The organism is Burkholderia sp. Tr-20390 (assembly GCF_017104595.1).
Lineage (GTDB): Bacteria > Pseudomonadota > Gammaproteobacteria > Burkholderiales > Burkholderiaceae > Burkholderia.
Map to the genome: position 1 here is coordinate 26,299 of NZ_JAAGPC010000047.1, position 25,764 is coordinate 52,062.

The window sequence follows — 25,764 nt, forward strand, 5'->3', positions numbered from 1 at the left end:
GGTGCGTGCGCGCGGCGACGGACGTCGCCATGCCGGGCCGGCGCCGGGCGGCCCTGAACGGCGGCGTGTGCCGCCGCGTACGGGAAAATATTCCGCCCGGATCAACTCAAGGTTGCCACTGAGTGAGCAGGCGATGCAACTCGGCGATATCCGTTTCGTTGTGCAGACGCTCGCGCGCGTCGCGATCGGACAGCAGTTGCGCGATTTCCGACAGGATCTCGAGGTGCTGCTGGGTGGCTTGCTCGGGCACGAGCAGGAAGATCAGGAGACCGACCGGCTGGCCGTCGGGGGCTTCGAACGGGATCGCATCGGCGAGCCGGACGAACGCGGCGAGCGGGTGCTTGAGCCCCTTGATGCGCCCGTGCGGAATCGCGACGCCTTCGCCGAGCCCGGTCGAGCCGAGGCGCTCGCGCGCGAACAGGTTGTCCGTGACGGTGCTGCGGGCGATGCCGTTCTGATTCTCGAACATCAGCCCGGCTTGTTCGAACACGCGTTTCTTGCTGGTGACTGAGAGGTCGATGACGACGTTCTCTATGGGCAGGATTTTGGCTAGGCGATTCATGTTGGCAGGCGATTGGGCGGCCTGGGGTCTCCTTGCGGCGGCAGACTGACTATCCATGTTCGGCGATATCAAGGCGTTCGGCATCGGCAACCTGCAAGGCAGCTACCGCATCCAGCGCCCCCCGGCGATAACCGGAACATTATAGAGCACAGCCGCGTGCGTGGCGCAGCGCGGACGGACCGGTTGCACCCCTGCGCGGAGTCGCAAAAAAAACGCCCGGCGAACCGGGCGACGTGTGTGTTGCGGTGAAGGTTACTGCGGCGGCAGTTCGATCTGGTCGATCGACGGTTGAAGCTTGATCGGGTCGTGCGCGTGCGTTTGCAGACGCTCCATGTGCTTGACGACCTGGCGATCCAGCTTGTCGATCAGCAGGTCGATCGCTGCATACAGGTTACCGTTCGCGCTTTCGACGAAGATGTCCTTGCCCTTCAGGTGCAGGTTGATTTCCGCGCGCTGCTGCTTGTCCTTTTCCTTGTGGTTGTCGACCGAGAGGATCACAGTGCCATCGATCACCTGATCGCTATGCCGTAGCACCCGGTCCAGCTTGGTGATCACGTATTCGCGAATTGCAGGCGTGACTTCGAGATGATGTCCACTGATCTTCAGGTTCATAGTGCTTCTCCAAGCGAGTGACCACCCGGCCGCATCGAGGCGGCGCTCCGGTCGACTTGCCCGTGCCGCATGAAGGCGGCGTATCGCGGACAGGTCGCCCGGCCTGTTCCCCGTGTGCGCGGTGGTCGGGACACGCCTGCCGCCGGGCAGGCAGCAGGCTTAAAGAGACTTGCGCAGATTCACTGCCGGGATCTTGAGGGCTTCGCGATACTTCGCAACCGTGCGGCGCGCGACCACGAATCCCTGTTCTGCCAGCAGCTCGGCAATGCGGCTGTCCGAAAGTGGCGATTTAGGGTCTTCAGCTCCTATCAGTTGCTTGATGAGGGCTCGGATGGCTGTCGACGAAGCGGCGCCACCGGTGTCGGTCGAGACGTGGGATCCGAAGAAGTACTTAAATTCAAGCGTCCCGAACGGGGTCAGCATGTACTTCCCGGTTGTCACACGGCTGACAGTCGACTCGTGTAGGCCCAGCGTATCAGCAATTTCCCGCAAAACCAAGGGGCGCATGGCAATTTCACCGTGCGCAAAGAAGTTCTTTTGACGCTCGACAATGGCCTGCGCGACACGCAGGATCGTGTCGAAACGCTGCTGGATGTTCTTGATCAGCCAGCGTGCTTCCTGGAGCTGCTGCTTGAGCGAACCGGCCGACGGATCGCCGCGGCTGTTGCGCAGGATGTTCGCGTAAAGGTTGTTGATCCGCAGGCGCGGCACGACCTCCGGATTGAGCTCCGCGAGCCATCCCTGGCCGGCCTTCTTCACGATGATGTCGGGTACGACGTAGTCGGCCTCGGCCTTGCCGTATGCGGCGCCGGGGAACGGCTCCAGCGAGCGGATCAGCGTGTGCGCGTCGCGCAGCGCGTCGTCGCTCGCCTTCAGGTGCTTGCGCAGCCGCGTGAAGTCGCGGGCGGCGAGCAGCTCGAGATGCTGCGACACGATCTCGAGCGCGAGCGTGCGTGTCGGGGACGGATCGAGGCGCAGCAACTGCAGCTTCAGGCATTCGGACGCCGAACGGGCACCGACCCCGGCCGGATCGAAGCTGTGCAGCAGCGCGAGCGCCGCGTTGAGTTCGTCGCAGTCGATCTCCAGCTCGGGCGGCAGGTCGGCGAGCACTTCATCGAGCGTGGCGGTCAGGTAGCCGTCGTCGTCGAGCGATTCGATCAGGAACATCACGAGCGCGCGGTCGCGCGGGCCGGCCTGCGTGACGCGCAACTGCGCGGACAGGTGGTCGCGCAGCGACGTCGCCGCTTCCTGCACCTGCAGCGGCGGGAGGTCGTCGTCGTCGGATGCGCCGCTCGAGCGGCCGTATTCGTCGAGGTTCCACTGCGGGCCGTCGTTGCCGTCGCCGGAGGCATAACCGTCGTATTCGTCCGCGCCGGCCGGCTCGTCGCGCTCGGCACGATCGCTCGACGAACTGCTGCCGTTGGTCGCAGCGGGCTCGGTGTTCTGCGCGGGAGGCGTCTGCGCGATCAGCGATCCGTCCGCAGCGACACGCAGCGGGCTCGCGATCCATTCATCCTCGTTCTCGAGCAGCGGGTTCTGCGCGACGGCCATCGCGACTTCCTGCTGCAATTCGAGCGTCGACAACTGCAGGAGCCGGATCGACTGCTGTAGCTGGGGCGTCAGCGCCAGATGTTGCGACAGGCGGAGTTGAAGGCTGGCTTTCATGGCAAGGAGGGAGTCATACCGGCAGTTTGCCACGACCCAGGCGCGTTGAGCCATCCGCGATTACGCGCGGCGCGCCGCCCGGCCGCGGGCATGGCCGCGAAGCGGGGCGCGGCCCCGCGCGGCGACGCCGGGCGGGGTGCAGCCAGCCACGAGGAGGAGTTACATCCGGAAGTGTTCGCCGAGGTACACGCGGCGTACGCTTTCGTTTTCGATGATTTCGCTCGGCGCACCGGCGGCGAGCACCGAGCCGTCGCTGATGATGTAGGCGTGGTCGCAGATGCCGAGCGTTTCGCGGACGTTGTGATCGGTAATCAGCACGCCGATGTTGCGCTGCTTCAGGAACTTGACGATCTTCTGGATCTCGAGCACCGCGATCGGGTCGACGCCGGCGAACGGTTCGTCGAGCAGGATGAAGTTCGGGTTGGTGGCCAGCGCGCGCGCGATTTCGACCCGGCGCCGTTCGCCGCCCGACAGCGACAGCGCGGGATTCTCGCGCAGGTGGGCGATCTGCAGCTCGTCGAGCAGCGCTTCGGCGCGCGACGAGATCGCGTCCTTCGACAGCCGCTTGCCGTCTTCGCCGTGCTGCAGCTCGAGCACCGCGCGGATGTTCTCCTCGACGGTCAGCTTGCGGAACACGGACGCTTCCTGCGGCAGGTACGACAGGCCGAGCGACGCGCGCTTGTGGATCGGCAGCAGGCTGATCGAGCTGCCGTTCAGCGAGATCTCGCCCGCGTCGAGCGGCACCAGGCCGACGATCATGTAGAACGACGTGGTCTTGCCGGCGCCGTTCGGGCCGAGCAGGCCGACGACTTCGCCGCTTTTCACGTCGAGCGACACGTCCTTGACGACCGTGCGCGAGCCGTAGCGCTTCTTCAGGTTGCGGACGACGAGCGAGCTCGTCGTGCCGGCCGGCTGGCGGTTCGGTAGCGCGTTCATTGGCCCGGCGCCCCCTGGATCGTGGTCGACGGCGACAGCTTTGCCGGCGCGCCGTTCAGCGGCGCGGGGCCGCCGTTCTTCGGCGACAGCATCGCGCGCACGCGGCCGTTCGGGTTGCCCGGCGCGGCGACGTCCTTGCCGCCCTTCGCGGTGTAGAAGTCGCGCTGGCCGTCGTACGTGATCACGCTGCCGTGCACGGTATCGGCGACGGTCGACGTGCCCTGCAGGCGGCGCACGGTCGCGGCGGTGGTCAGCGTGGTCAGGTCCTGCTTGCCGTCGTAGTCGATGCGCTCGGCGTCGCCGTCGATGTACTCGTCGAGGCCTTCGCGCTTCTGGCGGAACGTCGCGTGCTTCTTGCCGCTGCCGAACGAAGTGGCGTACTGATAGCCTTCCGGGTCCTGGCGCACTTCGACGCGATCGCCCTTGATGATGATCGTGCCCTTCGTGATCACGACGTTGCCGGTCGCGACCGTGACCTGCTTCAGGTCGTCATAGGTCAGGTTGTCGGCCTCGACGTTGATCGGCTTGCCTTGGTCGGCCTTCTCGGCATGGGCGAGCGGCGCCAGCCCGACCAGCGGGAGCGCCACGAGCGTCGCGGCAAGCGCGGCGCGGACGGCGCGCGCAGCGCCGCCGGAAATCTGTCGAGGGAACGATTCGTTCATGCAGTCACGTGAGGGATGCGTCACTTGGGTTGAGCTTTCGAGCCGCCGGACGTGTCCTGCGCGGCGATCGTGCCGCGCACGTTGCCGTAAAGCTCGATGACCCGGGTGACGTTGTTGTACTTCATGCCGTCGGTCGCGTTGACGAGCGACAGGCCGCGCTGAAGTTTAACCGGCTTTTCGGTCTGGATCACATCGTCATTGACGAAGATCCGGAAATGCTGGGAATCAGCCTGCATCTGCGGATCGCCGCCGCCGGCCGCGCGCAGGATGCGCGCGTCGTCGTACAAGTCGACGATCGACACGTCGCCGTTGACGGTGCCGCGCTTCGACGTGGTCGTCACGACCGGCTTGCCGGGCTGGAACGCGCGCATGGCCGGATCGGTCAGGTCGCTGTCTTCGGTGTCTTCGTAATGGACCAGCTTCGCGGCCGTCAGCCGGTACTGGGTCGCGCCCGACTGGTCGAGCTCGGTGACCGAGAAGTTGTCGGCGAAATAGTCGGGCGTGTGGCGCTTCGGCTGCACGGTGCCCTCGCCGGGCGGCGGCAGCGTGGCCTGCAGCAGCCACCAGGTGATGCCCGCGAGCGCGGCGACCGCGACGAGCGGCAGCAGCTGGGTCCAGCGGAAATGCGTGTTCATCCGTCAGGCTCCGCAGGCGGCCGCGAGCAGCGCGTCGTAGCGGCGCTGCGCGCGCAGGATCGCGTCGCAGACTTCGCGTACGGCGCCATGGCCGCCGCGGGCCTCGGCCACCCAGTGCGCGCGGGCGATCACCTCGGGGTGCGCGTTCGCGGGGGCCGTCGCGAAGCCGCAGCGCAGCATCACGGGCAGGTCGGGCCAGTCGTCGCCCATGTAACCGCACTGGTCGGCGGTGAGGCCGAGCGAGGCGATCAGGTCGGTGAACACGGCGAGCTTGTTCTCGACGCCCTGGAACAGGTGCGCGATCTTCATTTCCTTCGCGCGCGCCGCGACGATCTCCGAGCGGCGGCCCGTGATGATCGCGGTCGCGATGCCGGCTTCGCCGAGCAGCTTCACGCCGTGGCCGTCGAGCGAATTGAACGACTTCATCGCGTCGCCGGCCGCGGTAAACAGCAGGCCGCCGTCGGTCAGCACACCGTCGACGTCGAAAATCATCAGCTTCACGCGGCTCGCGCGTTCGGCCGCAGTCAGCGCTGCGCTCATCAGATCACCTTCTTCGAAAACAGGTCGTGCATGTTCAGCGCGCCGATCAGCACGCCGTCGGCATCGACCACCAGCATCTGGTTGATCCGGTGGCGCTCCATCAGTTCCACGGCCTCGACCGCCAGGTGATCCGGAGCAACCGTGCGCGGGTCGCGCGTCATCACGTCGGTGATTGGCAGCGTGCGGAAGTCGCCGTCACGCGCGAGCACGCGGCGCAGGTCGCCATCGGTGAAGATGCCCGCAACCTTGCCGCCGGCGTCGACCACCGCGGTCATGCCGAGGCGCTTCGCGGTGATCTGGAACAGGGCGTCCGACAGCGTCGCGTCGAGCCCGACGGACGGGACGTCGTCGCCCGAGCGCATCACGTCGCGCACGTAGGTGAGCAGGCGCCGGCCGAGCGCGCCGCCCGGGTGCGAGCGCGCGAAATCCTCGGAGCCGAAGCCGCGCGCGTCGAGCACCGCCACGGCGAGCGCGTCGCCGAGCGCGAGCGCGGCGGTCGTGCTCGCGGTGGGCGCGAGGTTCATCGGGCAGGCCTCTTTCGAGACCGCGGCGTTCAGGTTCACGTCGGCGAGCGTGCCGAGGCTCGATTCCGCGCGGCCCGTGATCGCGATCAGCTTCGCGCCGATCCGCTTCACGAGCGGCAGGATCGCCACGAGTTCTTCGGATTCGCCGGAATAGGAGATGCCGATGAAGACGTCGTCGGAGGTGACCATCCCGAGGTCGCCGTGGCTGGCCTCGGCCGGGTGGACGAAGAAGGCCGGCGTGCCGGTGCTGGCCAGCGTGGCCGCGATCTTGCGGGCAATATGCCCCGATTTGCCGATACCGGACACCACCACGCGGCCGCGGCAGCCGAGCAGCAGCGCGACGGCCTGGACGAAGCCGCCGTCGAGCTGGTCGCGCAGCGCGCGCACGGCGTCCGCCTCGATGTCGAGCACGTCGCGGGCGAGCGCGAGCGCCCGGTCATCATTGATTTTCGCTATCATGCGCGGAGTATAGCAAAGGCGTTTGTTCGCCGCGCCGGGCCTTCGGACTCGTCCGAGGTCGCCTGACCACCGCCACCACCCGCGCCCGCATTGCCGTGGCCCCGACGAACGAGGACGCTTCGCCCGTGATTTCCCCGCTCGAAATGACCCTGCTGCTGCTGCTGGCCTCAGTGGTGGGCGTCGTCGTATTCCGCTCGTTGAACCTGCCGCCGATGCTCGGCTACCTGACCGTCGGCATCCTGGTCGGCCCGCATGCGTTCGGCATCGCCGCGGATCTGGAGCGGGCCGAGCATCTCGCGGAATTCGGCGTGGTGTTCCTGATGTTTTCGATCGGCCTCGAGTTCTCGCTGGCGAAGCTGAGGGCGATGCAGCGGCTCGTGTTCGGGCTCGGGCTGCTGCAGGTCGTCGCGACGCTCGTGCTCGCGCTCGTGCTCGGCATGCTGTTCGAGCACTGGGTGCACATCACGTGGCAGGGCAGCATCGCGCTCGGCGGTGCGCTCGCGATGTCGTCGACGGCGATCGTGTCGAAGATGCTCGCCGAGCGGCTCGAGATCGAGACCGAGCACGGCCGCAACATCTTCGGCGTGCTGCTGTTCCAGGATCTCGCGGTGGTGCCGCTGCTGATCGTGATCGCCGCGTTCGGCGCCGAATCGTCGAAGGACCTCGCGATCACGCTCGGCTTCGCGGCCGTCAAGATCGTGATCGCGCTCACGCTGCTGCTGGTCATCGGCCAGCGCTTCATGACGCGCTGGCTCAACGTCGTCGCGCGGCGCCGCTCGCAGGAACTGTTCGTGCTGAACCTGCTGCTCGTCACGCTCGGCGCCGCATTCATCACCGACCGCTTCGGCCTGTCGCTCGCGCTCGGCGCGTTCATCGCGGGGATGCTGATCTCCGAGACACCGTTCCGCCACCAGGTGGAGGAGGACATCAAGCCGTTCCGCGACGTGCTGCTCGGCCTGTTCTTCGTGACGACCGGGATGCTGCTCGACCCGCGCGTGATCTGGGAGCACCCGTTCCTCGTGCTCGGTTTCTTCGTCGGGCAGATCCTGTTCAAGGGGACGATGATCGCCGGGCTCGCGCGGCTGTTCGGCGCGACACCGGGTGTCGCGATGCGCACCGGCATCGGGCTCGCGCAGGCTGGCGAATTCGGCTTCGTGCTGCTGAACCTGATCCTCGACCGGCACCTCGTCGATTCGACGCTGCTGCAGGCGATTCTCGCGTCGATGCTGCTGTCGATGCTCGCGGCGCCGTTCCTGATCCAGAACGCCGACCGGATCGTGATGCGGCTGTCGTCGACCGAATGGATGCAGCAGTCGCTGCAGATGACGCGGATCGCGACGCAAAGCCTCAAGCAGCGCGGCCACGTGATCATCTGCGGCTACGGCCGTGCAGGGCAGAACCTGGCGCGGATGCTCGAACAGGAAGGCATTTCGTACGTCGCGCTCGACCTCGACCCCGATCGCGTGAGCGCGGCCGCGGCGGCCGGCGAATCGGTCGTGTTCGGCGACGCGGCGCGCCGCGAGTCGCTGCTCGCGGCCGGTATCCACCGCGCGGCAGCGGTGGCGATCACCTATGCGAACACGCCGTCCGCGCTGCGCGTGCTGCATCACGTGCACGAACTCGAGCCGACGCTGCCCGCGATCGTGCGCACCGTCGACGACGCCGATCTCGAGAAGCTGCTTGCGGCCGGTGCGACCGAGGTGATTCCGGAGATCGTCGAGGGCAGCCTGATGCTCGCGTCGCACACGCTGGTGCTGGTCGGTGTGCCGATGCGCAAGGTCGTGCGGCGCGTCGAGGAGATGCGCGACGAACGCTACAGCCTGCTGCGCGGCTATTTCCGCGGCGCGGACGACGCGGACGACGACGACCACGAGCAGGTGCGGCTACAATCGGTGCCGGTCGATGCGCGCGCGGACGCGGTCGGGCGTTCGCTGGAAGAACTGGGGCTGTATGCGCTCGGGCTCGAAGTCACGGCGATTCGCCGGCATGGTATCCGCGGCGTCGAACCCGATCCGCAAACCAAGCTGCGCGCGAGCGACATCGTCGTGCTGCGCGGGCTGCCCGAGGCGCTCGCGCTCGCGGAGGAGCGGCTGTCGCGCCATCGGCGCGAACCGCCAGCCGCGGCCGCCTGAGCCGCGCCTGGTTTGATAACCTGACCCGTATTTATTCGAAACGGTGCCCGATCTTCGCGCACCGTTTTTTTCGGAGAGTTTCATGCCGCATTCGTCGTCGGGCGCACCGCTCGATCCGGTCGCCTTCATCCACAGCCAGATCCGCACGGTGCCCGACTGGCCGCAGCCGGGCGTGATGTTCCGCGACATCACGACGCTGCTGCAGAGCCCGAAGGCGCTGCGCATCCTCGTCGACCTGTTCGTCGAGCGCTATGTCGATGCGAAGCTCGACTACGTCGCGGGCCTCGATGCACGCGGCTTCATCATCGCGCCGATCGTCGCGTACGAACTGAGCGTCGGCTTCGTGCCGATCCGCAAGGTCGGCAAGCTGCCGTACAAGACGCGCTCGGAATCGTACGACCTCGAATACGGCAGCGCGACGGTCGAGATCCATGAAGATGCGTGCCGCCCCGGCGACCGCGTGATCATCATGGACGACCTGATCGCAACCGGCGGCACGATGATGGCGGGGCGCAACCTGCTGCAGCGGCTCGGCGCGGAAGTCGTCGAAGGCGCGGCGATCATCGACCTGCCCGATCTCGGCGGCTCGGCGCTGCTGCGCAATGCGGGACTGCCGGTTTATACCGTCACCGAATTCGCCGGCCACTGAACGCCGGCCAGCCTGAGCTTCCACGTTACGCAGCGAGGTCACGATGCCCAACTTCATGCTGTTTCTCGCCACGTCCATCGCGATCACGTTCGCGCCGGGGCCCGACAACCTGCAGGTGCTCGCACGCGGCATCTCGCAAGGCCGCGCGGCCGGCTTCGTCGCCGCGCTCGGCTTCACGGCCGGGATCCTGTTCCACACGACGCTCGCGGCGCTCGGCGTCGCGGCCGTGCTGCGTTCGTCGCCGATCGCGTTCCAGATCCTGAAGCTCGCGGGCGCCGCTTACCTCGTGTGGATCGGCATCAAGGCGCTGCGCAGCCAGGGACTCTCGAATGCGCATACGCGCCCGCCGCAGCCGCTCGGCACGATCTTCCGGCAGAGCGTGATCGGCAACCTGATGAACCCGAAGGTCACGCTGTTCTTCGTCGTGTTCCTGCCGCAGTTCGTCGATCCGCACGGCGCGCAAAGCGTCACGCTGCAGATGTTCGAACTCGGCGCGCTGTTCATGCTGCAGACGGCCGCGGTCTTCTCGCTGTTCGGCATCGGCGCGGGCATGATCGGCGCATGGCTGAAGCGCCGCCCGAAGGCCGGCGTGTGGCTCGACCGGATCGCCGGCGCGACGTTCATCGCGATCGGCATCCGCGTGGCGCTGAAGGACTGACCGACGATGACGTTTCCGTGCATTGCGGCCGCGCGCCGCTTCGATCCCGCTGCGCACCTGCGCTTCGAGATTGCCGGCCAGGCGGTCGGCTGGGTGCGCCGCGAGGACGTCGCGATGCTGGTGCGCTGGCCCGACGTGTTCGAGCTGGCCGATGAGCGCGTCGTGCTGTCGGCGCGCTACGACTCGGTCGACGCACGCAGCATGGCGCTGGCGAGCGCGATCGGCGCGCTCGCGGCCGAAGGCGCGATTCCCGGCTGGCGCGACGAGATCTACGCGATCCGCAACCGCTTCGACGATCCGCCGCTCGCGTACATCGAGCGCGCCGCGTCGCGCTTCTTCGGCACGCAGACTTACGCGGTGCATCTGAACGGCATCGTAGAATATGCGGTTGCGCCGGGCGAGCCGTCCGCCGCGGCCGTCCCGCAGATGTGGCTCGGCCGCCGCAGCGAGACCAAGGCAACCGACCCCGGCATGCTCGACAACGTCGTCGCCGGCGGAATCGGCTGGGGCCTGGGCGTTCACGAGACGCTCGCGAAGGAATGCTGGGAAGAGGCCGGCATTCCGGCCGAACTGGCCGCGCGCGCGATCGCGGGCCGCGCGGTGCAGGTGCTGTGCTCGCTGCCGGAAGGCACGCAGTCCGAACTGATCTTCGTGTACGACCTGCCGTTGCCGCGCGACTTCGCGCCGCGCAACCAGGACGGCGAAGTGGCCGAGCACCTGCTGGCCGGCGTGCCCGAGGTGATCGGCTGGCTGCGCGCCGGCCGCGCGACGATGGATGCGAGCCTCGCGACGCTCGACACGCTGCTGCGCCACCGCTGGATCCCGGCGGCCGACGCGGCGGGCATCGACGCCCTGTTCGCACCGGCCGCGTGACGCGTGCCGCGCACGCAGCCTGGCGGCGCGAACGGGCAATTTGACGAATACGGAAACGAAGGGAGTAGCGGTCATGCCGACCGATCACAGCTTTATCTTGAAACTGTCGTGCCCCGACCGGCACGGCATCGTCCATGCGGTCTCGGGCTTCCTGTTCGAGCGCAGCAACAACATCCTCGATTCGGCGCAGTTCGGCGACAGCCGTACCAGCGAGTTCTTCATGCGCGTGCATTTCGAGCAGGACGGCGGCGGCGCGGATGCCGCGACGGCGCTCGACACGCTTCGCAAGGAATTCGCGCCGCTCGCCGAACAGTTCTCGATGCGCTGGGAGCTGCATGACGCGGCCGTGAAGCCGCGCGTCGTGATCATGGTGTCGAAGATCGGCCACTGCCTGAACGACCTGCTGTTCCGCTATCGCACCGGCCAGCTGCCGATCGAGATCCCGGCGATCGTGTCGAACCACAAGGAGTTCTACCAGCTCGCCGCGAGCTACAACATTCCGTTCCATCACTTTCCGCTGATCGGCGGCTCGTCAGATGCCGCGAAGGCCGCGCAGGAAGCGCGCGTGCTGGAAGTGATCGACGAGCACCAGGCCGATCTGGTCGTGCTCGCGCGCTACATGCAGATCCTGTCGCCGAACCTGTGCAAGCAGCTCGCCGGCCGCGCGATCAACATCCACCATTCGTTCCTGCCGAGCTTCAAGGGCGCGAAGCCGTACTACCAGGCGTTCGATCGCGGCGTGAAGCTGATCGGCGCGACCGCGCACTACGTGACGACCGATCTCGACGAAGGCCCGATCATCGAGCAGGAAGTCGAGCGCGTCGACCACAGCATGACGCCCGACCAGCTGACCGCGATCGGCCGCGACGTCGAATGCGTGACGCTCGCGCGTGCGGTGAAGTGGCACGTCGAGCACCGGATCGTGCTGAACGGGACGAAGACGGTCGTGTTCCGCTGATGTGTTGAGTGCCGATTGCCGGCCGTCGGCTGGCGGGCAATCACAGACAAAAACGCCGCGCCCTTCACGGGGCGCGGCGTTTTTTTATCGCTGTTGGTGGGCGGGCTGCTTCAGATCAGCCGCAGCAGGTACAACTCGCGTTTCAGGTACGCGTAGAAGATCGGCGCGGCGATCACGCCCGGCAGCCCGAACGCGGCCTCCATGATCAGCATCGCGAGCAGCAGCTCCCATGCGCGCGACTCGATCTGGCCGCCGATGATCTTCGCGTTCAGGAAGTATTCGAGCTTGTGGATGACCACGAGGAACGCCAGCGACGCGATCGCGGTGCCCATGCTGACCGACAGCGACACGGCGACGATCAGCGTGTTCGAGATCAGGTTGCCGATCACGGGCAGCAGGCCGACGATGAACGTGACGAGCACGAGCGTTTTCGACAGCGGCAGCCGCTGGTGGAAGATCGGCAGCGCGACGAGCAGGTAGATGCCCGTGAACACCGCGTTGATCGCCGAGATCTTGATCTGTGCGAACACGATCCGGCGGAATGCGTCGGCGAAGCGCGACACGCGCGTGACGAGCGCGGTGGACAGCGGCCGGCGTACCTTGCCGTGCTCGACGCCGATCGCGATCATCGCGCCGATGATCATCCCGAACAGCACGTGGCCGAAGCCGCGCGCGACGCTCTTGCCGCTTTGCTGAAGCTGGTCCATGTGCGAGTGCATCAGCACGGCGGCCTTCGTCTTCATCTGCTCGACGTCGACGGGCAGCAGGTTCGCGATCCAGGCCGGCGTGCGGGCGCGGGTCTGCTCGACGATCTGCATCAGCTGGTCGAGCAGGCTTTGCAGGTTCGGCACCGTGCGCTCGAAGTGTTCGATGATGCCGATCGTCAGGCCCGTCAACGCGCCGACGATCGCGATCGACAGCAGCACGACGGCGACCCAGCGCGCGCGCATGCTCGTGGTGTGGCGTTCGATCACGGGGGCGATCGTGTGGATCAGCTGGTAGACCAGCAGGCCGGCCAGCAGCCCGCCGAGCAGCTTGAGTTCGATCACGAGCCACATCGCGAGGATCGCGAACGCATAGCTGCCGATCTCGAGCGCCGACAGCTTCGGCAGGCTGAAGTCGCTCGTCAGCCGCACGCTGCGCAGGTGCGGTTCGCGATTCTGCGCATCGCGCGACGAGTCTGGTTGCTTCTCCATCGTGGATTCCTGTCGTTCGTGTGTCATGCCGCGGAATGCGCGGCAGAGCCGTGTTCGCCCGGCGCCGCACCGGATTGGTGCGTACGGCGAACCTTACGACCGTAAAGTATAGCTGCCATTATGGTCCGCAACGGGGCCGTTTGGCGCATGGTGTAAACGCAGGAGGGAAAACGAGAAGGGGCCGGTTCGGCGGGGCGGAAAGGCGCGCGGCCGGGCGGCCGCGCGGGAGGGGAGGCAGGCGGGACGCGTCAGCCGGCCGCGACCTTGCGGGCCGTGCGCTTGAGCAGCGGCGCGAGGTATTTGCCGGTGAAACTCGCCTTTGTCTTCGCGACCTGCTCTGGCGTGCCCTGCGCGATGATCTGGCCGCCGCCGGCACCGCCTTCGGGGCCGAGGTCGATCACCCAGTCGGCGGTCTTGATCACGTCGAGGTTGTGCTCGATGATCACGACCGTGTTGCCCTGGTCGCGCAGCCGGTGGATCACTTCCAGCAGCAGGGCGATGTCGTGGAAGTGCAGGCCGGTGGTCGGCTCGTCGAGGATGTACAGCGTGCGGCCGGTGTCGCGCTTGGAGAGCTCGAGCGACAGCTTCACGCGCTGCGCCTCGCCGCCCGACAGCGTCGTGGCCGACTGGCCGAGGCGGATGTAGCCGAGGCCGACGTCGAGCAGCGTCTTCAGCTTGCGCGCGATGACCGGCACCGCGCTGAAGAATTCGTACGCGTGCTCGACCGTCATGTCGAGCACTTCGCTGATGTTCTTGCCCTTGTACTGCACTTCGAGCGTTTCGCGGTTGTAGCGCTTGCCGTGGCACACGTCGCACGGCACGTAGACGTCCGGCAGGAAGTGCATTTCCACTTTCAGCACGCCGTCGCCCTGGCACGATTCGCAGCGGCCGCCCTTCACGTTGAACGAGAAACGGCCCGGATCGTAGCCGCGCTCCTTCGAGGTCGGCACGCCCGAGAACAGCTCGCGGATCGGCGTGAACAGGCCCGTATACGTGGCCGGGTTCGAGCGCGGCGTTCGACCTATCGGCGACTGGTCGACGTTGATCACCTTGTCGAAGTGCTCGAGGCCCTCGATCGCCTCGTGCGGCGCCGGCTCGGCCGACGAGCCGTACAGGTGGCGCGCGACCGCGTGATACAGCGTGTCGTTGATCAGCGTCGACTTGCCGGAGCCCGACACGCCGGTGATGCAGGTCAGCAGGCCGACCGGCAGCTCCAGATCGACGTGCTTCAGGTTGTTGCCGTGCGCGTCGACGATGCGCAGCATCCGCTCGGGATCGGGGGCCAGCCGCTCGTCCGGGTACTCGATCGTGCGCTTGCCGACCAGGTACTGGCCGGTGAGCGACTGCGGGTTCGACTGCACCTGCTTCGGCGTGCCCTCGGCCACGATCACGCCGCCGTGCTCGCCGGCGCCCGGACCCATGTCGACGACGTAGTCGGCCGTGCGGATCATGTCCTCGTCGTGCTCGACGACGATCACCGAGTTGCCGAGGTCGCGCAGGTGCTTGAGGGTCGCGATCAGGCGGTCGTTGTCGCGCTGGTGCAGGCCGATCGACGGCTCGTCGAGCACGTACATCACGCCCGTGAGGCCCGAGCCGATCTGCGACGCGAGCCGGATGCGCTGCGCCTCGCCGCCCGACAGGGTTTCCGCGCTGCGCTCGAGCGACAGGTAGTCGAGGCCGACGTTGTTCAGGAAGGTGAGGCGCGCGACGATTTCCTTGATGACCTTGTCGGCGATCTCGCGCTTCGCGCCGTCGAGCGACAGGCCGTCGAAATAGCCGAGCGCGTCGCGCAGCGGCCAGCCGCTGATTTCGAAGATGCCGCGCGCGTAGTCGCCCGTGCCGATCCGCACGTGGCGCGCTTCGCGGCGCAGGCGCGTGCCGTCGCACGACGGGCACGGCTGGTTGTTCTGGTACTTCGACAGCTCTTCGCGCACCGCGACCGAATCGGTCTCGCGGTAGCGGCGCTCGAGGTTCGGGATGATCCCCTCGAACACGTGCTCGCGGATCGTCGTGCGGCCGCGCTCGTTGATGTACGAGAACGGGATCGTCTGCTTGCCCGAGCCGAACAGCAGCACCTTCCGGATCTTTTCCGGCAGATCCTCGAACGCGGCGTCGATGTCGAATTCGTAGAACGCCGCGAGACTCTGCAGCATCTGGAAGTAGAACTGGTTGCGGCGGTCCCAGCCTTTCACGGCGCCGGCGGCGAGCGACAGCGACGGGTGCGCGACGACCCGCTTCGGGTCGAAGAACGTGATCTGGCCGAGGCCGTCGCATTCCGGGCACGCGCCCATCGGGTTGTTGAACGAGAACAGGCGCGGCTCGAGCTCCTGCAGCGAGTACGAGCAGATCGGGCACGCGAACTTCGAGCTGAACAGGTACTCGCGGTCGGTGTCCATCTCGAGCGCGATCGCGCGGCCGTCGGCGAGGCGCAGCGCCGTCTCGAACGATTCGGCGAGCCGCTGCTTCATGTCCGGGCGCACCTTGAGACGATCGACGACGACGTCGATCGTGTGCTTGTCGTTCTTCTTCAGCTTCGGCAGCGACTCGACCTCGTAGATCTTCGCGACGCCTTCGTTCGCGGCGCCGCCGCCCGAGCGCACGCGAAAGCGCACGAAACCCTGCGCCTGCATGTCCTCGAACAGCTCGGCATGCTCGCCCTTGCGGTCCGCGACGACGGGCGCGAGGATCATCAGCTTGGTTTCCTCGGGCAGCGCGAGCGCCGCGTCGACCATCTGCGACACGCTTTGCGCTTCCAGCGGGATGTCGTGGTCGGGGCAGTACGGCGTGCCGACACGTGCGAACAAAAGTCGCAGGTAGTCGTGGATTTCCGTGACCGTGCCGACGGTCGAACGCGGGTTGTGGGACGTCGCCTTCTGCTCGATCGAGATCGCCGGCGACAGGCCTTCGATCAGGTCGACGTCGGGTTTCTCCATCAGCTGCAGGAACTGGCGGGCATACGCGGACAGGCTTTCGACGTAGCGGCGCTGGCCTTCGGCATAAAGGGTATCGAACGCGAGCGACGACTTGCCCGATCCGGACAACCCGGTAATCACGACCAGCTTGTGGCGCGGCAGGTCGAGATTGACGTTTTTCAGGTTGTGGGTACGCGCCCCACGGATGCGGATCTGTTCCATGAACCTGGCGAAAATGGAGGGAACCAAACCTGCTACTATAACGGCTTTTCGAGGCCGTCGTTTGGGGTCCCCAGCCTTAGCAGCAGGTGGCAGCAAGATGGCGCCTGCGCCGGGAAAAGTGGCCGCAGCGGCCGCGCCGCGCGGTTCCGGGCGGCCTGCGGGCTGCCTGAATCCTGCCCCGACGTGTTGCCGGCCAAGCCTCCCGGCCCGCTGGTCCTGATCTTCCGCCGCCCGGTGTCGGGCGGACATTCCGATCATTCGAAATTCATTCCCGATGTCCAATCCGTCTGCCACGTCTTCCCGCATGACCGCGCCCGAATTGCGCGCGACCACGTCGCTCGCGGCGATCTTCGCGCTGCGCATGCTCGGCCTGTTCATGATCATGCCGGTGTTCTCGGTCTACGCGAAAACCATCCCGGGCGGCGACAACGTGCTGCTCGTCGGCATCGCGCTCGGGGCCTACGGCGTCACGCAGTCGCTGTTCTATATCTTCTACGGCTGGGCGTCCGACAAGTTCGGCCGCAAGCCGGTGATCGCGACCGGCCTCGTGATCTTCGCGATCGGCAGCTTCGTCGCCGCGTCCGCGCACGACATCACGTGGATCATCGTCGGCCGCGTGATCCAGGGGATGGGCGCGGTGTCGTCCGCGGTGCTCGCGTTCATCGCCGACCTGACCTCCGAGCAGAACCGCACGAAGGCGATGGCGATGGTCGGCGGCTCGATCGGCGTGTCGTTCGCGGTCGCGATCGTCGGTGCGCCGATCGTGTTCCACTGGGTCGGGATGAGCGGGCTGTTCGCGATCGTCGGCGTGCTGTCGATCCTCGCGATCGGCGTCGTGCTGTGGATCGTGCCCGATGCGGCCAAGCCCGTGCACGTGCCCGCGCCGTTCGCCGAGGTGCTGCACAACGTCGAGCTGCTGCGCCTGAACTTCGGCGTGCTGGTGCTGCACGCGACGCAGACGGCGCTGTTCCTCGTCGTGCCGCGCCTGCTCGTCGACGGCGGCCTGCCGGTCGCCTCGCACTGGAAGGTCTACCTGCCGGTGATGGGGCTCGCGTTCGTGATGATGGTCCCGGCGATCATCGTCGCGGAAAAACGGGGCAAGATGAAGCCGGTGCTGCTCGGCGGCATCCTGGCTATCCTGATCGGCCAATTGCTGCTGGGCAGCGCGCCGCATACCATCCTGATTGTGGCGGCGGTTCTTTTCGTCTACTTCCTCGGCTTCAACATCCTGGAAGCGTCGCAGCCGTCGCTCGTGTCGAAGCTCGCGCCCGGTTCGCGCAAGGGCGCGGCCACGGGTGTTTACAACACCACGCAGTCGGTCGGGCTCGCGCTCGGCGGCATCGTGGGCGGCTGGCTGCTGAAACACGGTGGGGCCAATACGGTCTTCTACACGTGTTCGGGGCTCGTTGCCGCGTGGCTTATAATCGCGGCCAGCATGAAAGCGCCGCCGCGCAAGGCCTGAACTTACTTCGGGCAGGCCCCGGCGACTTTCGCCGGCTTGCCCGGCGGGCCGCACCGACAGCATGAGCGGGCGGCCCGGCATCGAATTTACTGGAGAAACACATGGCATCCGTCAACAAGGTCATCCTCGTCGGCAATCTCGGCGCCGATCCTGAAGTCCGTTACCTGCCGAGCGGCGACGCGGTTGCGAACATCCGTCTCGCGACGACCGACCGCTACAAGGACAAGGCTAGCGGCGATTTCAAGGAAATGACCGAGTGGCATCGCGTCGCGTTCTTCGGTCGCCTGGCGGAAATCGTCAGCGAGTACCTGAAGAAGGGGTCGTCGGTCTATATCGAAGGCCGCATCCGCACGCGCAAGTGGCAGGGTCAGGACGGCCAGGATCGTTACTCGACCGAAATCGTCGCTGACCAGATGCAGATGCTCGGCGGCCGCGGTGCGGGCGGCGGCGGCGGTGGTGGCGGTGACGAAGGCGGTTACGGCGGCGGCTACGGTGGTGGCGGCGGCGGTGGCCGTGGCGAGCAGATGGAGCGTGGCGGTGGCGGCGGCGGTCGTGCCGGCGGCGCAGCGCGTGGCGGTGCAGGCGGCGGCGCGCAAAGCCGTCCGAGCGCACCGGCAGGCGGCGGCTTCGACGAGATGGACGACGATATTCCGTTCTGATCGGCAAGTCGGCATCCCGCACACGATGGGCCCGAACGTCCGAGTCAAGCCAGCTGCTTGGCCCGGGCCTTCGGGCCTTGTTTCGTTTACGTCGATGTTCCTTGCTCGCCAGGCAAACCGTGGCTGACGAACTTCCCGACCTCATCGCTCCGCATCTCGACGTGCTGTTTTGCGGGATCAACCCGGGCCTGACCGCGGCCGCCACCGGGCACCACTTCGCGGGGAGAAGCAACCGCTTCTGGCGCGTGATCCATCTCGCGGGCTTCATGCCGGCGGAAATCTCGCCGCAGGACGATCGCGCGATTCTTCGATATGGCTGCGGCCTGACCGCGGTGGTGAAGCGGCCGACCGCGAGCGCCGATCAGCTTTCGCGCGCGGAATTCATCGCGGCGGCTGCCGAGTTCGACCAAAAGCTGGCGCGCTACGCGCCGCGCTTCGTCGCCTTTCTCGGCAAGGCGGCGTACTCCGCGCTTTCCGGGCAGCGAGAAATCGAGTGGGGGCTGCAACCGGCCCGGATGCAGGGGGCGAGCGTCTGGGTGCTGCCCAATCCGAGCGGGCGAAACCTCGCGTTCAGTCTCGACGATCTGGTCGACGCATACCGTCAGCTTCGGCTGCAGGCGAAGGCCGTTTCCGGTCTCCAACTGGAGGGGCAGGATGCGGCGCGGTGAACCTTCGCCCCGGTGGCCGGGCACCGGGCTGCCCCGCGCATTCTTCGACCGAGTCGCCACCGACGTCGCGCCGCAACTGCTGAACAAGATCCTCGCGGCCACGGACGGCCGTGCCGGGCGGATCGTCGAAGTGGAAGCCTATGCCGGTGCGATCGACCCGGCTGCGCATACCTACCGCGGCAAGACGCTGCGCAATGCGACGATGTTCGGGCCGCCGGGGCACCTGTACGTCTATTTCACCTATGGCATGCACTGGTGCTGCAACTGCGTGTGCGGCCCGGATGGCGCGGGAACGGGCGTGCTGATTCGCGCGCTCGAGCCGCTGCAAGGGCTCGAACAGATGCGTGCGGCACGGCCACCGCGGACGCGCGATCGCGACCTGTGCCGGGGGCCGGCACGGCTGACCCAGGCGATGGGGATCACCGGCGCGCAGGACGGTGTCGACCTGATCGGTGCGCACGAAGGGTTCGCGATCGTCGACGATGGCATCGCGCCGCCCGCTGATCTGGCGGGCGGGCCGCGCATCGGCATTCGTGTCGGCACGGAGCTGCCGTGGCGTTGGAGCGTGGCGGGCAACGAGTACGTATCGGGGCCGGTGACGCGCCGCTGATACACCCCGTGCCAGAATGCGCACAATTCGACCTGCGTCACGCGACCGCCATTATTGACCGGCTAAGCTTGTCTTTTCGACGTATTCGATCGAGGAGACACAATGCGGCGGGTGGTATTCAACCAGAAGGGCGGCGTGGGCAAATCGACGATCGTCTGCAACCTGGCGGCGATCAGCGCGAGCGAAGGGCTGCGCACGCTCGTCATCGACCTCGATGCGCAGGCGAACTCCACGCGCTACCTGCTCGGCGACGCCGCAGCCGACGCGCAGCCGGGTGTCGCCGATTTCTTCGAAACCGCGCTGACCTTCAACTTCCGCCCGGTCGACGTCGCGTCGTTCATTCATCCGACCCCGTTCGAAGGGCTCGACGTGATGCCTGCGCACCCGGAGCTCGACACGTTGCACGGCAAGCTCGAGTCGCGCTACAAGATCTACAAGCTGCGCGACGCGCTGAACGAGCTCGACACCTACGACGCCGTGTACATCGACACGCCGCCCGCGCTGAATTTCTATACGCGCTCGGCGCTGATCGCGGTCGAGCGCTGCCTGATCCCGTTCGACTGCGACGATTTCTCGCGCCGTGCGTTGTACACGCTGCTCGAGAACGTGAAGGAAATCCAGCAGGACCACAACGCGGCGCTCGAGGTGGAAGGGATCGTGATCAACCAGTTCCAGCCGCGGGCGAGCCTGCCGCAGCGGCTGGTCGACGAACTCGTCGAGGAAGGGCTGCCGGTGCTCGCGTCGAGGTTGTCGGCGTCGGTGAAGATTCGCGAGTCGCATCAGCAATCCAAGCCGGTGATCCATCTGGAACCCGGGCACAAGCTCGCGCAGGAGTTCCTCGCGCTGCATCGCGAACTGGCCGGCTGATTCCGCACCTGCCTGACGAATCCGCGGCCGCATCATGCGGCTTTTTTTGCGACCGTAATTCATCCGATCATTGATTTCGTCATTAATAATCCCGAAAACGATTTCATAATAAATCCAGAAAAAACGATTACATAAGTGATCGCTACATTTTCAATGCGTCCCGGTTTTCTAATAAACGGAATAATGAATTGGTAAATGTTGCGCGACGTCATGATTCGTTATCCTGTAAAAAGGTAAAAATGCATTGCGGGACGGAGTGATGCGCGGCCTCGTATGCGATGTCGGCGCATCCCGGGTTCCAGCGGTCGCCTGGATGGAAATAAGGGTTTACACCTAGCATTAATGCCATTTAATTGACAATTAATCGATCTAGAATGGGCTCCTTCAACTTCCCGCACTCAAATAAGTGCCGGGTTGTCAATAAGGAAGCCTGCTGTCGATCCGGCTTCCAATTTTCTTTACGTCGTCTCTCGCATTGCTAACAGGAGCGTGCCCGATGTCCGTATTTGCCCCCGAAAAAATCAACGCCGAATATCAATCCGGTATTGCAGCGTGGTTCGCGATTGCCCGTCCGGCGATCCAAGGTTTCGAGGCTGTCGTCGAACTCAACCTGCAAGCGGCCCGGACGGCGCTCGAGGAATACGAGGACAAGCTGAAGAACGCATTCAACAGCAGCAACCCGGCCGTGGGCTTCGCGCAGCAGGTCGCCGTACCGCAGGAAGCGGCCGGCAAGGCCGTGTCGTACGGTCGCCATCTGTTCGACATCGCGGTGTCGACGCAGGCCGAATGGGCGAAGGTCGCGCAAGCGCAATACGAACAGAACGACAAGCGCCTGAAGGACGTGCTCGGCGAACTGTCGAAGCATGCGCCGGCCGGCTCGGCACCGGTGGTGGCCGCGCTGAACTCGGCGCTGTCGGCGGCGACCGCCGCAGCCGATTCGGTTCGCGCCGCGACCGGCCAGGCAATCGAAGCCGCGCAGAGCGGCTTCGATGCGGTCAGCGAAACGGCCACGCGTGGTGCGAAGCAAACGGCTGCCGCCGCACGCAAGGACGCCGCGGCCGCACGCGAATCGGCTGCGTAATCGCGTAGCCACGCAAGCACGTGTCGCGCACGGGCGCGACACGAATTGATCGGCGCCGGATGGCGCCGGACGCCGCGTGTGCCGCGTGGCGTCCGGCGAACGTCCGGTATGCCGCAAGGCGCCGGTGAACCGGCGAGCCGTACCGGTGTGCCGCCCGTTCGAACGGGTGCCGCGCGCCGTACGACGGCGTGCGATCGCTATCGCGCCGAATGGCCCGGGATGCGCGATCGCCAGCCGAGGCCGGCACGCGCCGGCGTCAAAACGACGAACTGATTTCGATGCAGGAACTGGACATGACGGATGTAGTGATCGTATCGGCCGCGCGGACCGCGGTCGGCAAATTCGGCGGCTCGCTTGCGAAGATTGCGGCGCCCGAGCTGGGCGCGACGGTGATCCGCGCGGTGCTGGAGCGTGCGGGCGTGAAGCCCGAGCAGGTCAGCGAAGTGATCATGGGCCAGGTGCTGACGGCCGGTTCCGGGCAGAACCCGGCGCGGCAGTCGCTGATCAAGGCCGGGCTGCCGACGGCAGTGCCGGGGATGACGATCAACAAGGTGTGCGGCTCGGGCCTGAAGGCCGTGATGCTGGCGGCGAACGCGATCGTCGCGGGCGACGCGGACATCGTGATCGCGGGCGGCCAGGAGAACATGAGCGCGTCGCCGCACGTGCTGCCGGGCTCGCGCGACGGGTTCCGGATGGGCGATGCGAAGCTGGTCGACACGATGATCGTCGACGGCCTGTGGGACGTGTACAACCAGTACCACATGGGCATCACGGCGGAGAACGTCGCGAAGGAATACGGGATCACGCGCGAGGAGCAGGACGCGTTCGCGGCGCTGTCGCAGAACAAGGCGGAAGCCGCGCAGAAGGCCGGCCGCTTCGACGACGAGATCGTGCCGGTGGCGATTCCGCAACGCAAGGGCGAGCCGCTGCAGTTCGCCACCGATGAATTCGTGCGTCACGGCGTGACGGCGGAGTCGCTGGCCGGGCTGAAGCCGGCGTTCTCGAAGGACGGCTCGGTGACGGCGGCGAACGCGTCGGGGCTGAACGACGGCGCGGCGGCGGTGCTGGTGATGTCGGCGCAGAAGGCGGCGGCGCTGGGCCTGACGCCGCTGGCGCGGATCAAGGCGTATGCGAACGCGGGCGTGGATCCGAGCGTGATGGGGATGGGCCCGGTGCCGGCATCGCGCCGGTGCCTGGAGCGCGCGGGCTGGACGCCGGGCGACCTGGACCTGATGGAGATCAACGAGGCATTCGCGGCGCAGGCGCTGGCGGTGCACAAGCAGATGGGCTGGGATACGTCGAAGGTGAACGTGAACGGCGGGGCGATCGCGATCGGGCACCCGATCGGCGCGTCGGGTTGCCGGATCCTGGTGACGCTGCTGCACGAGATGGCCAAGCGCGATGCGAAGCGCGGGCTGGCGTCGCTGTGCATCGGCGGCGGGATGGGTGTCGCGCTCGCGGTCGAGCGCGCCTGAGCAGGGTCTGACGACTCGTCCCGCGTGCGGCAGCGGCCAGCACCGCACGCGGGCGCAGCGGTTTTCGCGCACGACAAGCAGTCAACAACAAGCGCGAGGTGCCGGTGCGTGCCGCACCCGCGACGCGGGCGGCTGCGCATCGAAGCGGTGGGGCGGCAGCGTGAGCGACGCCGCCGCTCCGCCTTGATCGATTACTTTTTTTGTCGGTAATTAATAGGATGACTAAGCGAATTGCAGTAGTGACTGGTGGAATGGGCGGCCTCGGCGAAGCGGTCAGCATCAGGTTGAACGACGCGGGCCACCGGGTAGTCGTCACGTATTCGCCGAACAACACCGGCGCGGACCGCTGGCTGACCGAGATGCACGCGGCCGGCCGCGAGTTCCACGCGTATCCGGTGGACGTGGCCGATCACGATTCGTGCCAGCAATGCATCGAGAAGATCGCGCGGGACGTCGGCCCGGTCGACATTCTCGTGAACAACGCGGGCATCACGCGCGACATGACGCTGCGCAAGCTCGACAAGGTCAACTGGGATGCGGTGATCCGCACCAACCTCGATTCCGTGTTCAACATGACGAAGCCGGTCTGCGAAAGCATGGTCGAGCGCGGCTGGGGCCGCATCGTCAACATCTCGTCGGTGAACGGCTCGAAGGGTTCGGTCGGCCAGACCAACTATGCGGCCGCGAAGGCCGGCATGCACGGCTTCACGAAATCGCTCGCGCTCGAGATCGCGCGCAAGGGCGTGACGGTGAACACGGTGTCGCCGGGCTACCTCGCGACGAAGATGGTCACGGCGATCCCGCAGGACATCCTCGACTCGAAGATCCTCCCGCAGATTCCGGCGGGCCGGCTCGGCAAGCCCGAGGAAGTCGCGGCGCTGGTGGCTTACCTGTGCTCGGAGGAGGCCGGCTTCGTGACGGGCTCCAACATCGCGATCAACGGCGGCCAGCACATGCATTGACGCGGGGCGGCCCGGCGGCGTGCGCGCACCTGCCGGGCCGCGTTCCGCACTATCCAGTGCCGAGGCGGCGGCAGGCGCGCCGCTTCGGCTTCGCATTCCGGAGAAGGCATGGGCGATACCTGGATGGGACTCGCGATCGGCGGCACGGCACTGGCCGTCGCGCTGACGATGGCAGTCTCGCTCTACTGGCTCGAGCGGCGTCGTGCGCGGCTGCTGCGCAACTTCGATCATCGCGATTGCTCGCTCGTCGCGTACGGCAGGTGCTTCGCACGCGGGCGGGCCCGGCCGGCACGCCGCCTGCGCGGCGCGCGTTGACGGCGGCGGCATTGCGGCAGTGACGCGTCAGGATTGACGAGCGGTCACGCATCGCGCGCCTGCCTGCGGCGATGCGCGCGATGCCCTTGATCAATCGTTCTTTTCGCTCTTTCCACCCGACTCGCCCGAGTCGTTCTTGTGGAAGATCCGCTTCGTCGTGCGCTTGGTGGCATCCCAGCCTTCGCGCGACGCGTGTGCGACCCCGTGCCCGACGGCCTTCGCGGCGCTCGCGGTCGCGTGGCCGAAGCTGCGGGCCGCCTCGCCGGTCTTGTGCGCGGCTTCCTTCGAATCGCGCTTGATGTCCTGCTTCACTTCCGACATGTCCGCGTGCGCGATCGGGCTGATCAGCGCCAGAACGAGCGCGGTGCCAATGAACTGACGAACTTTCACGACCTGGTTTCCTTCTCTTGAGTAAGCGGCTTCATCGAGGATTCGCATCGCCGGCTGCCAACGCGTCGAGCATCACCGCGGCGCGGCCGGACAGCAGTACGCGATCGCCGCAGCGCAGTGCGAAGCCGTACAGCACCGAGCGGGTGTCGCCGCTCACGCGTTCCGCCTCGACGACGAGCGGCTGCGCGAACGTGTCGAGCCGGTCGACGAATGCGTCGACGTTGCGCACGCTCGCCAGATAGCCGACGCGCGGGCGCGCTTCGTGCGCACCGAGCAGCGCGCCGTGCACGGCCATCGCCTGCGCCGCGTATTCGATCCCGCAGACGGAGGCAAGCCGTCCGTGCGCGCGCAGCGGGTTGTGCGGATCACGGTGGCTCGTCGCGGTGCAGCGGATGCGGGCGGCATCCCAAGCATCGACCGTATCGAGCACGCACATCGCGCCGCCGTGCGGAATGTGCGCGGCGATCCATGCATGGTCGAGCGGCGGCGCGAGCGGGATCGTCGCGGTCATCACGCGCGCTCCGCGAACGTATCCGGCATCGCGACGTCGACCTGCACGCGCGTATCGGCCAGGTAGTCGAGCACGACGCGCGTCGAACGCTGCGCGGCGATGGCGTCGAGCAGCGGCAGCACGCGCGCGGCCGGATTGCCGGCGCGCAGTGCGTCGAGTTCGGCACGCGCGAGCGGCGTGGCGGGCGCGTCGGCGAGCTGCACGTCGATGCGGGCGAGCGCGCGCTCGCTTGCTTCGGGCGCGAGCACGAGTGCCACGCCGAACGCGTCGCCGATCGGGCGCACTGCGTGCAGCGGTTCCGGATAGTCGGTGTCGTACGCGATCAGCAGGGTCGGCACGCGATCGACCACGACCTGGCACAGGCTTTCCAGCAGGCCCGCGGCAAAGCTGCCGTCGTGCGCGCACAGCACGTTCGACGTCGCCATCGCGCGGGTCGCGATGCTCCAGTAGCCGGCCGGCGCGTTGTGCACGGAGTTGTGGAAGCGCGTCGGCGACAGCTGGCGATCGTCGCCCGCCAGCGTCTCGCAGATCGCGTGGCAATTCTGGCCGTCGCCGCCCGACGCGCTGAA

The 25,764-nt window shown here is 66.8% G+C and carries 27 protein-coding genes; 14 read left to right on the forward strand and 13 right to left on the reverse strand.

The window, feature by feature from the left end:
* Positions 1-106: 106 nt before the first annotated feature.
* The 8 genes from G3N98_RS15445 to kdsD form a co-directional block, all read right to left on the reverse strand.
* Positions 107-646 carry a PTS sugar transporter subunit IIA gene (locus G3N98_RS15445; RefSeq protein ID WP_089426657.1) on the reverse strand — a complete coding sequence of 180 codons (540 nt, stop codon included), beginning with the start codon at positions 644-646 and terminating at the stop codon, positions 107-109.
* A 168-nt stretch (positions 647-814) separates the two neighbouring features.
* Positions 815-1,174, reverse strand: coding sequence for a ribosome-associated translation inhibitor RaiA (gene raiA, locus G3N98_RS15450; RefSeq protein WP_006477786.1), 360 nt, complete (start codon positions 1,172-1,174; stop codon positions 815-817).
* Positions 1,175-1,333: 159 nt separating this feature from the next.
* Positions 1,334-2,839 carry an RNA polymerase factor sigma-54 gene (locus G3N98_RS15455; protein WP_089431697.1) on the reverse strand — a complete coding sequence of 502 codons (1,506 nt, stop codon included), beginning with the start codon at positions 2,837-2,839 and terminating at the stop codon, positions 1,334-1,336.
* Between the two features lie 159 nt (positions 2,840-2,998).
* Complete coding sequence (lptB, locus tag G3N98_RS15460) at positions 2,999-3,775, reverse strand: LPS export ABC transporter ATP-binding protein (RefSeq protein WP_039346017.1); 777 nt, start codon at positions 3,773-3,775, stop codon at positions 2,999-3,001.
* Positions 3,772-4,437: a lipopolysaccharide transport periplasmic protein LptA gene (gene lptA, locus G3N98_RS15465; RefSeq protein ID WP_089426349.1), complete on the reverse strand. Its 666-nt coding sequence runs from the start codon at positions 4,435-4,437 to the stop codon at positions 3,772-3,774. The genes lptB and lptA overlap by 4 nt, the downstream gene beginning before the upstream one ends.
* A gap of 20 nt (positions 4,438-4,457) precedes the next feature.
* Positions 4,458-5,072, reverse strand: coding sequence for an LPS export ABC transporter periplasmic protein LptC (lptC, locus tag G3N98_RS15470; protein WP_089473579.1), 615 nt, complete (start codon positions 5,070-5,072; stop codon positions 4,458-4,460).
* A 3-nt stretch (positions 5,073-5,075) separates the two neighbouring features.
* Entirely contained in the window at positions 5,076-5,612 is a 537-nt protein-coding gene (locus tag G3N98_RS15475; RefSeq protein WP_089473578.1) for an HAD family hydrolase, read from the reverse strand.
* Positions 5,612-6,595 carry an arabinose 5-phosphate isomerase KdsD gene (gene kdsD / locus G3N98_RS15480; RefSeq protein WP_039345999.1) on the reverse strand — a complete coding sequence of 328 codons (984 nt, stop codon included), beginning with the start codon at positions 6,593-6,595 and terminating at the stop codon, positions 5,612-5,614. Before kdsD ends, G3N98_RS15475 begins: the two co-directional genes overlap by 1 nt.
* 125 nt (positions 6,596-6,720) lie before the next feature.
* On the opposite strand from kdsD, the gene G3N98_RS15485 reads away from it, so the two are divergent.
* From G3N98_RS15485 to purU, 5 genes are all read left to right on the forward strand, one after another.
* A complete protein-coding gene (locus G3N98_RS15485) occupies positions 6,721-8,727 on the forward strand; it encodes a monovalent cation:proton antiporter family protein (protein WP_089426656.1) in 2,007 nt (668 codons plus the stop codon).
* 82 nt (positions 8,728-8,809) lie between these two features.
* The gene (locus G3N98_RS15490) at positions 8,810-9,376 is read left to right on the forward strand and encodes an adenine phosphoribosyltransferase (RefSeq protein ID WP_011353218.1); all 567 of its coding nucleotides are present in this window, start codon (positions 8,810-8,812) and stop codon (positions 9,374-9,376) included.
* 43 nt (positions 9,377-9,419) lie between these two features.
* On the forward strand, positions 9,420-10,034 hold the full coding sequence (locus tag G3N98_RS15495) for a LysE family translocator (protein ID WP_206148610.1): 615 nt from the start codon (positions 9,420-9,422) through the stop codon (positions 10,032-10,034).
* Between the two features lie 6 nt (positions 10,035-10,040).
* A complete protein-coding gene (locus G3N98_RS15500; RefSeq protein WP_206148611.1) occupies positions 10,041-10,907 on the forward strand; it encodes a DUF4743 domain-containing protein in 867 nt (288 codons plus the stop codon).
* 73 nt (positions 10,908-10,980) lie between these two features.
* Complete coding sequence (purU, locus tag G3N98_RS15505) at positions 10,981-11,865, forward strand: formyltetrahydrofolate deformylase (protein WP_175237339.1); 885 nt, start codon at positions 10,981-10,983, stop codon at positions 11,863-11,865.
* A gap of 110 nt (positions 11,866-11,975) precedes the next feature.
* Here purU and G3N98_RS15510 read toward each other — a convergent pair whose 3' ends face one another.
* A complete protein-coding gene (locus G3N98_RS15510) occupies positions 11,976-13,061 on the reverse strand; it encodes an AI-2E family transporter (protein WP_174973068.1) in 1,086 nt (361 codons plus the stop codon).
* Positions 13,062-13,309: 248 nt separating this feature from the next.
* Positions 13,310-16,195, reverse strand: a complete 2,886-nt coding sequence (gene uvrA, locus G3N98_RS15515; protein ID WP_089473576.1) for an excinuclease ABC subunit UvrA — start codon at positions 16,193-16,195, stop codon at positions 13,310-13,312.
* A gap of 274 nt (positions 16,196-16,469) precedes the next feature.
* Between uvrA and G3N98_RS15520 the strand changes: the two genes are divergently transcribed.
* The 9 genes from G3N98_RS15520 (at position 16,470) to G3N98_RS15560 (ending at position 24,294) form a co-directional block, all read left to right on the forward strand.
* Positions 16,470-17,657: an MFS transporter gene (locus G3N98_RS15520; protein ID WP_089426342.1), complete on the forward strand. Its 1,188-nt coding sequence runs from the start codon at positions 16,470-16,472 to the stop codon at positions 17,655-17,657.
* A gap of 101 nt (positions 17,658-17,758) precedes the next feature.
* Positions 17,759-18,316, forward strand: coding sequence for a single-stranded DNA-binding protein (locus G3N98_RS15525; RefSeq protein ID WP_059233184.1), 558 nt, complete (start codon positions 17,759-17,761; stop codon positions 18,314-18,316).
* 119 nt (positions 18,317-18,435) lie between these two features.
* Positions 18,436-18,984, forward strand: a complete 549-nt coding sequence (mug, locus tag G3N98_RS15530; RefSeq protein ID WP_206148616.1) for a G/U mismatch-specific DNA glycosylase — start codon at positions 18,436-18,438, stop codon at positions 18,982-18,984.
* On the forward strand, positions 18,971-19,594 hold the full coding sequence (locus G3N98_RS15535; RefSeq protein ID WP_206148612.1) for a DNA-3-methyladenine glycosylase: 624 nt from the start codon (positions 18,971-18,973) through the stop codon (positions 19,592-19,594). The genes mug and G3N98_RS15535 overlap by 14 nt, the downstream gene beginning before the upstream one ends.
* Positions 19,595-19,696: 102 nt before the next feature.
* A complete protein-coding gene (locus G3N98_RS15540) occupies positions 19,697-20,461 on the forward strand; it encodes a ParA family protein (protein WP_039345972.1) in 765 nt (254 codons plus the stop codon).
* 496 nt (positions 20,462-20,957) lie between these two features.
* Positions 20,958-21,542 carry a TIGR01841 family phasin gene (gene phaP / locus G3N98_RS15545; RefSeq protein ID WP_069248866.1) on the forward strand — a complete coding sequence of 195 codons (585 nt, stop codon included), beginning with the start codon at positions 20,958-20,960 and terminating at the stop codon, positions 21,540-21,542.
* A 293-nt stretch (positions 21,543-21,835) separates the two neighbouring features.
* Positions 21,836-23,017 (forward strand): acetyl-CoA C-acetyltransferase, encoded by a 1,182-nt coding sequence (locus G3N98_RS15550; RefSeq protein WP_089473794.1) that lies wholly within the window; start codon positions 21,836-21,838, stop codon positions 23,015-23,017.
* Between the two features lie 218 nt (positions 23,018-23,235).
* Positions 23,236-23,979, forward strand: a complete 744-nt coding sequence (gene phbB, locus G3N98_RS15555; protein WP_041492959.1) for an acetoacetyl-CoA reductase — start codon at positions 23,236-23,238, stop codon at positions 23,977-23,979.
* Between the two features lie 108 nt (positions 23,980-24,087).
* Positions 24,088-24,294, forward strand: a complete 207-nt coding sequence (locus G3N98_RS15560) for a hypothetical protein (protein ID WP_175237342.1) — start codon at positions 24,088-24,090, stop codon at positions 24,292-24,294.
* 90 nt (positions 24,295-24,384) lie between these two features.
* On the opposite strand, the gene G3N98_RS15565 is transcribed toward G3N98_RS15560, so the two are convergent.
* From G3N98_RS15565 to G3N98_RS15575, 3 genes are all read right to left on the reverse strand, one after another.
* Positions 24,385-24,732, reverse strand: a complete 348-nt coding sequence (locus G3N98_RS15565) for a hypothetical protein (protein WP_089426337.1) — start codon at positions 24,730-24,732, stop codon at positions 24,385-24,387.
* Entirely contained in the window at positions 24,716-25,195 is a 480-nt protein-coding gene (locus tag G3N98_RS15570) for a hotdog family protein (protein WP_206148613.1), read from the reverse strand. Before G3N98_RS15570 ends, G3N98_RS15565 begins: the two co-directional genes overlap by 17 nt.
* Positions 25,195-25,764, reverse strand: a 570-nt coding sequence (locus tag G3N98_RS15575; protein ID WP_206148614.1) for a beta-ketoacyl synthase chain length factor, incomplete at its 5' end; no start/stop codon positions are given. The genes G3N98_RS15575 and G3N98_RS15570, both read right to left, overlap by 1 nt.

Excerpts from the sequence above, each read along its gene's own strand:
- G3N98_RS15495 (WP_206148610.1), top strand. The coding sequence starts at position 9,420 with ATGCCCAACTTCATGCTGTTTCTCGCCACGTCCATCGCGATCACGTTC.
- phaP (WP_069248866.1), top strand. The coding sequence starts at position 20,958 with ATGTCCGTATTTGCCCCCGAAAAAATCAACGCCGAATATCAATCCGGT.
- G3N98_RS15490 (WP_011353218.1), top strand. The coding sequence starts at position 8,810 with ATGCCGCATTCGTCGTCGGGCGCACCGCTCGATCCGGTCGCCTTCATC.
- G3N98_RS15550 (WP_089473794.1), top strand. The coding sequence starts at position 21,836 with ATGACGGATGTAGTGATCGTATCGGCCGCGCGGACCGCGGTCGGCAAA.
- G3N98_RS15525 (WP_059233184.1), top strand. The coding sequence starts at position 17,759 with ATGGCATCCGTCAACAAGGTCATCCTCGTCGGCAATCTCGGCGCCGAT.
- G3N98_RS15500 (WP_206148611.1), top strand. The coding sequence starts at position 10,041 with ATGACGTTTCCGTGCATTGCGGCCGCGCGCCGCTTCGATCCCGCTGCG.
- G3N98_RS15475 (WP_089473578.1), bottom strand. The coding sequence starts at position 5,612 with ATGAGCGCAGCGCTGACTGCGGCCGAACGCGCGAGCCGCGTGAAGCTG.
- G3N98_RS15520 (WP_089426342.1), top strand. The coding sequence starts at position 16,470 with ATGTCCAATCCGTCTGCCACGTCTTCCCGCATGACCGCGCCCGAATTG.
- G3N98_RS15570 (WP_206148613.1), bottom strand. The coding sequence starts at position 25,195 with ATGACCGCGACGATCCCGCTCGCGCCGCCGCTCGACCATGCATGGATC.
- G3N98_RS15455 (WP_089431697.1), bottom strand. The coding sequence starts at position 2,839 with ATGAAAGCCAGCCTTCAACTCCGCCTGTCGCAACATCTGGCGCTGACG.
- kdsD (WP_039345999.1), bottom strand. The coding sequence starts at position 6,595 with ATGATAGCGAAAATCAATGATGACCGGGCGCTCGCGCTCGCCCGCGAC.
- phbB (WP_041492959.1), top strand. The coding sequence starts at position 23,236 with ATGACTAAGCGAATTGCAGTAGTGACTGGTGGAATGGGCGGCCTCGGC.
- G3N98_RS15560 (WP_175237342.1), top strand. The coding sequence starts at position 24,088 with ATGGGCGATACCTGGATGGGACTCGCGATCGGCGGCACGGCACTGGCC.
- lptC (WP_089473579.1), bottom strand. The coding sequence starts at position 5,072 with ATGAACACGCATTTCCGCTGGACCCAGCTGCTGCCGCTCGTCGCGGTC.
- G3N98_RS15540 (WP_039345972.1), top strand. The coding sequence starts at position 19,697 with ATGCGGCGGGTGGTATTCAACCAGAAGGGCGGCGTGGGCAAATCGACG.
- lptA (WP_089426349.1), bottom strand. The coding sequence starts at position 4,437 with ATGAACGAATCGTTCCCTCGACAGATTTCCGGCGGCGCTGCGCGCGCC.
- uvrA (WP_089473576.1), bottom strand. The coding sequence starts at position 16,195 with ATGGAACAGATCCGCATCCGTGGGGCGCGTACCCACAACCTGAAAAAC.
- lptB (WP_039346017.1), bottom strand. The coding sequence starts at position 3,775 with ATGAACGCGCTACCGAACCGCCAGCCGGCCGGCACGACGAGCTCGCTC.
- raiA (WP_006477786.1), bottom strand. The coding sequence starts at position 1,174 with ATGAACCTGAAGATCAGTGGACATCATCTCGAAGTCACGCCTGCAATT.
- G3N98_RS15445 (WP_089426657.1), bottom strand. The coding sequence starts at position 646 with ATGCCGAACGCCTTGATATCGCCGAACATGGATAGTCAGTCTGCCGCC.
- G3N98_RS15565 (WP_089426337.1), bottom strand. The coding sequence starts at position 24,732 with ATGCGAATCCTCGATGAAGCCGCTTACTCAAGAGAAGGAAACCAGGTC.
- G3N98_RS15535 (WP_206148612.1), top strand. The coding sequence starts at position 18,971 with ATGCGGCGCGGTGAACCTTCGCCCCGGTGGCCGGGCACCGGGCTGCCC.
- G3N98_RS15510 (WP_174973068.1), bottom strand. The coding sequence starts at position 13,061 with ATGGAGAAGCAACCAGACTCGTCGCGCGATGCGCAGAATCGCGAACCG.
- purU (WP_175237339.1), top strand. The coding sequence starts at position 10,981 with ATGCCGACCGATCACAGCTTTATCTTGAAACTGTCGTGCCCCGACCGG.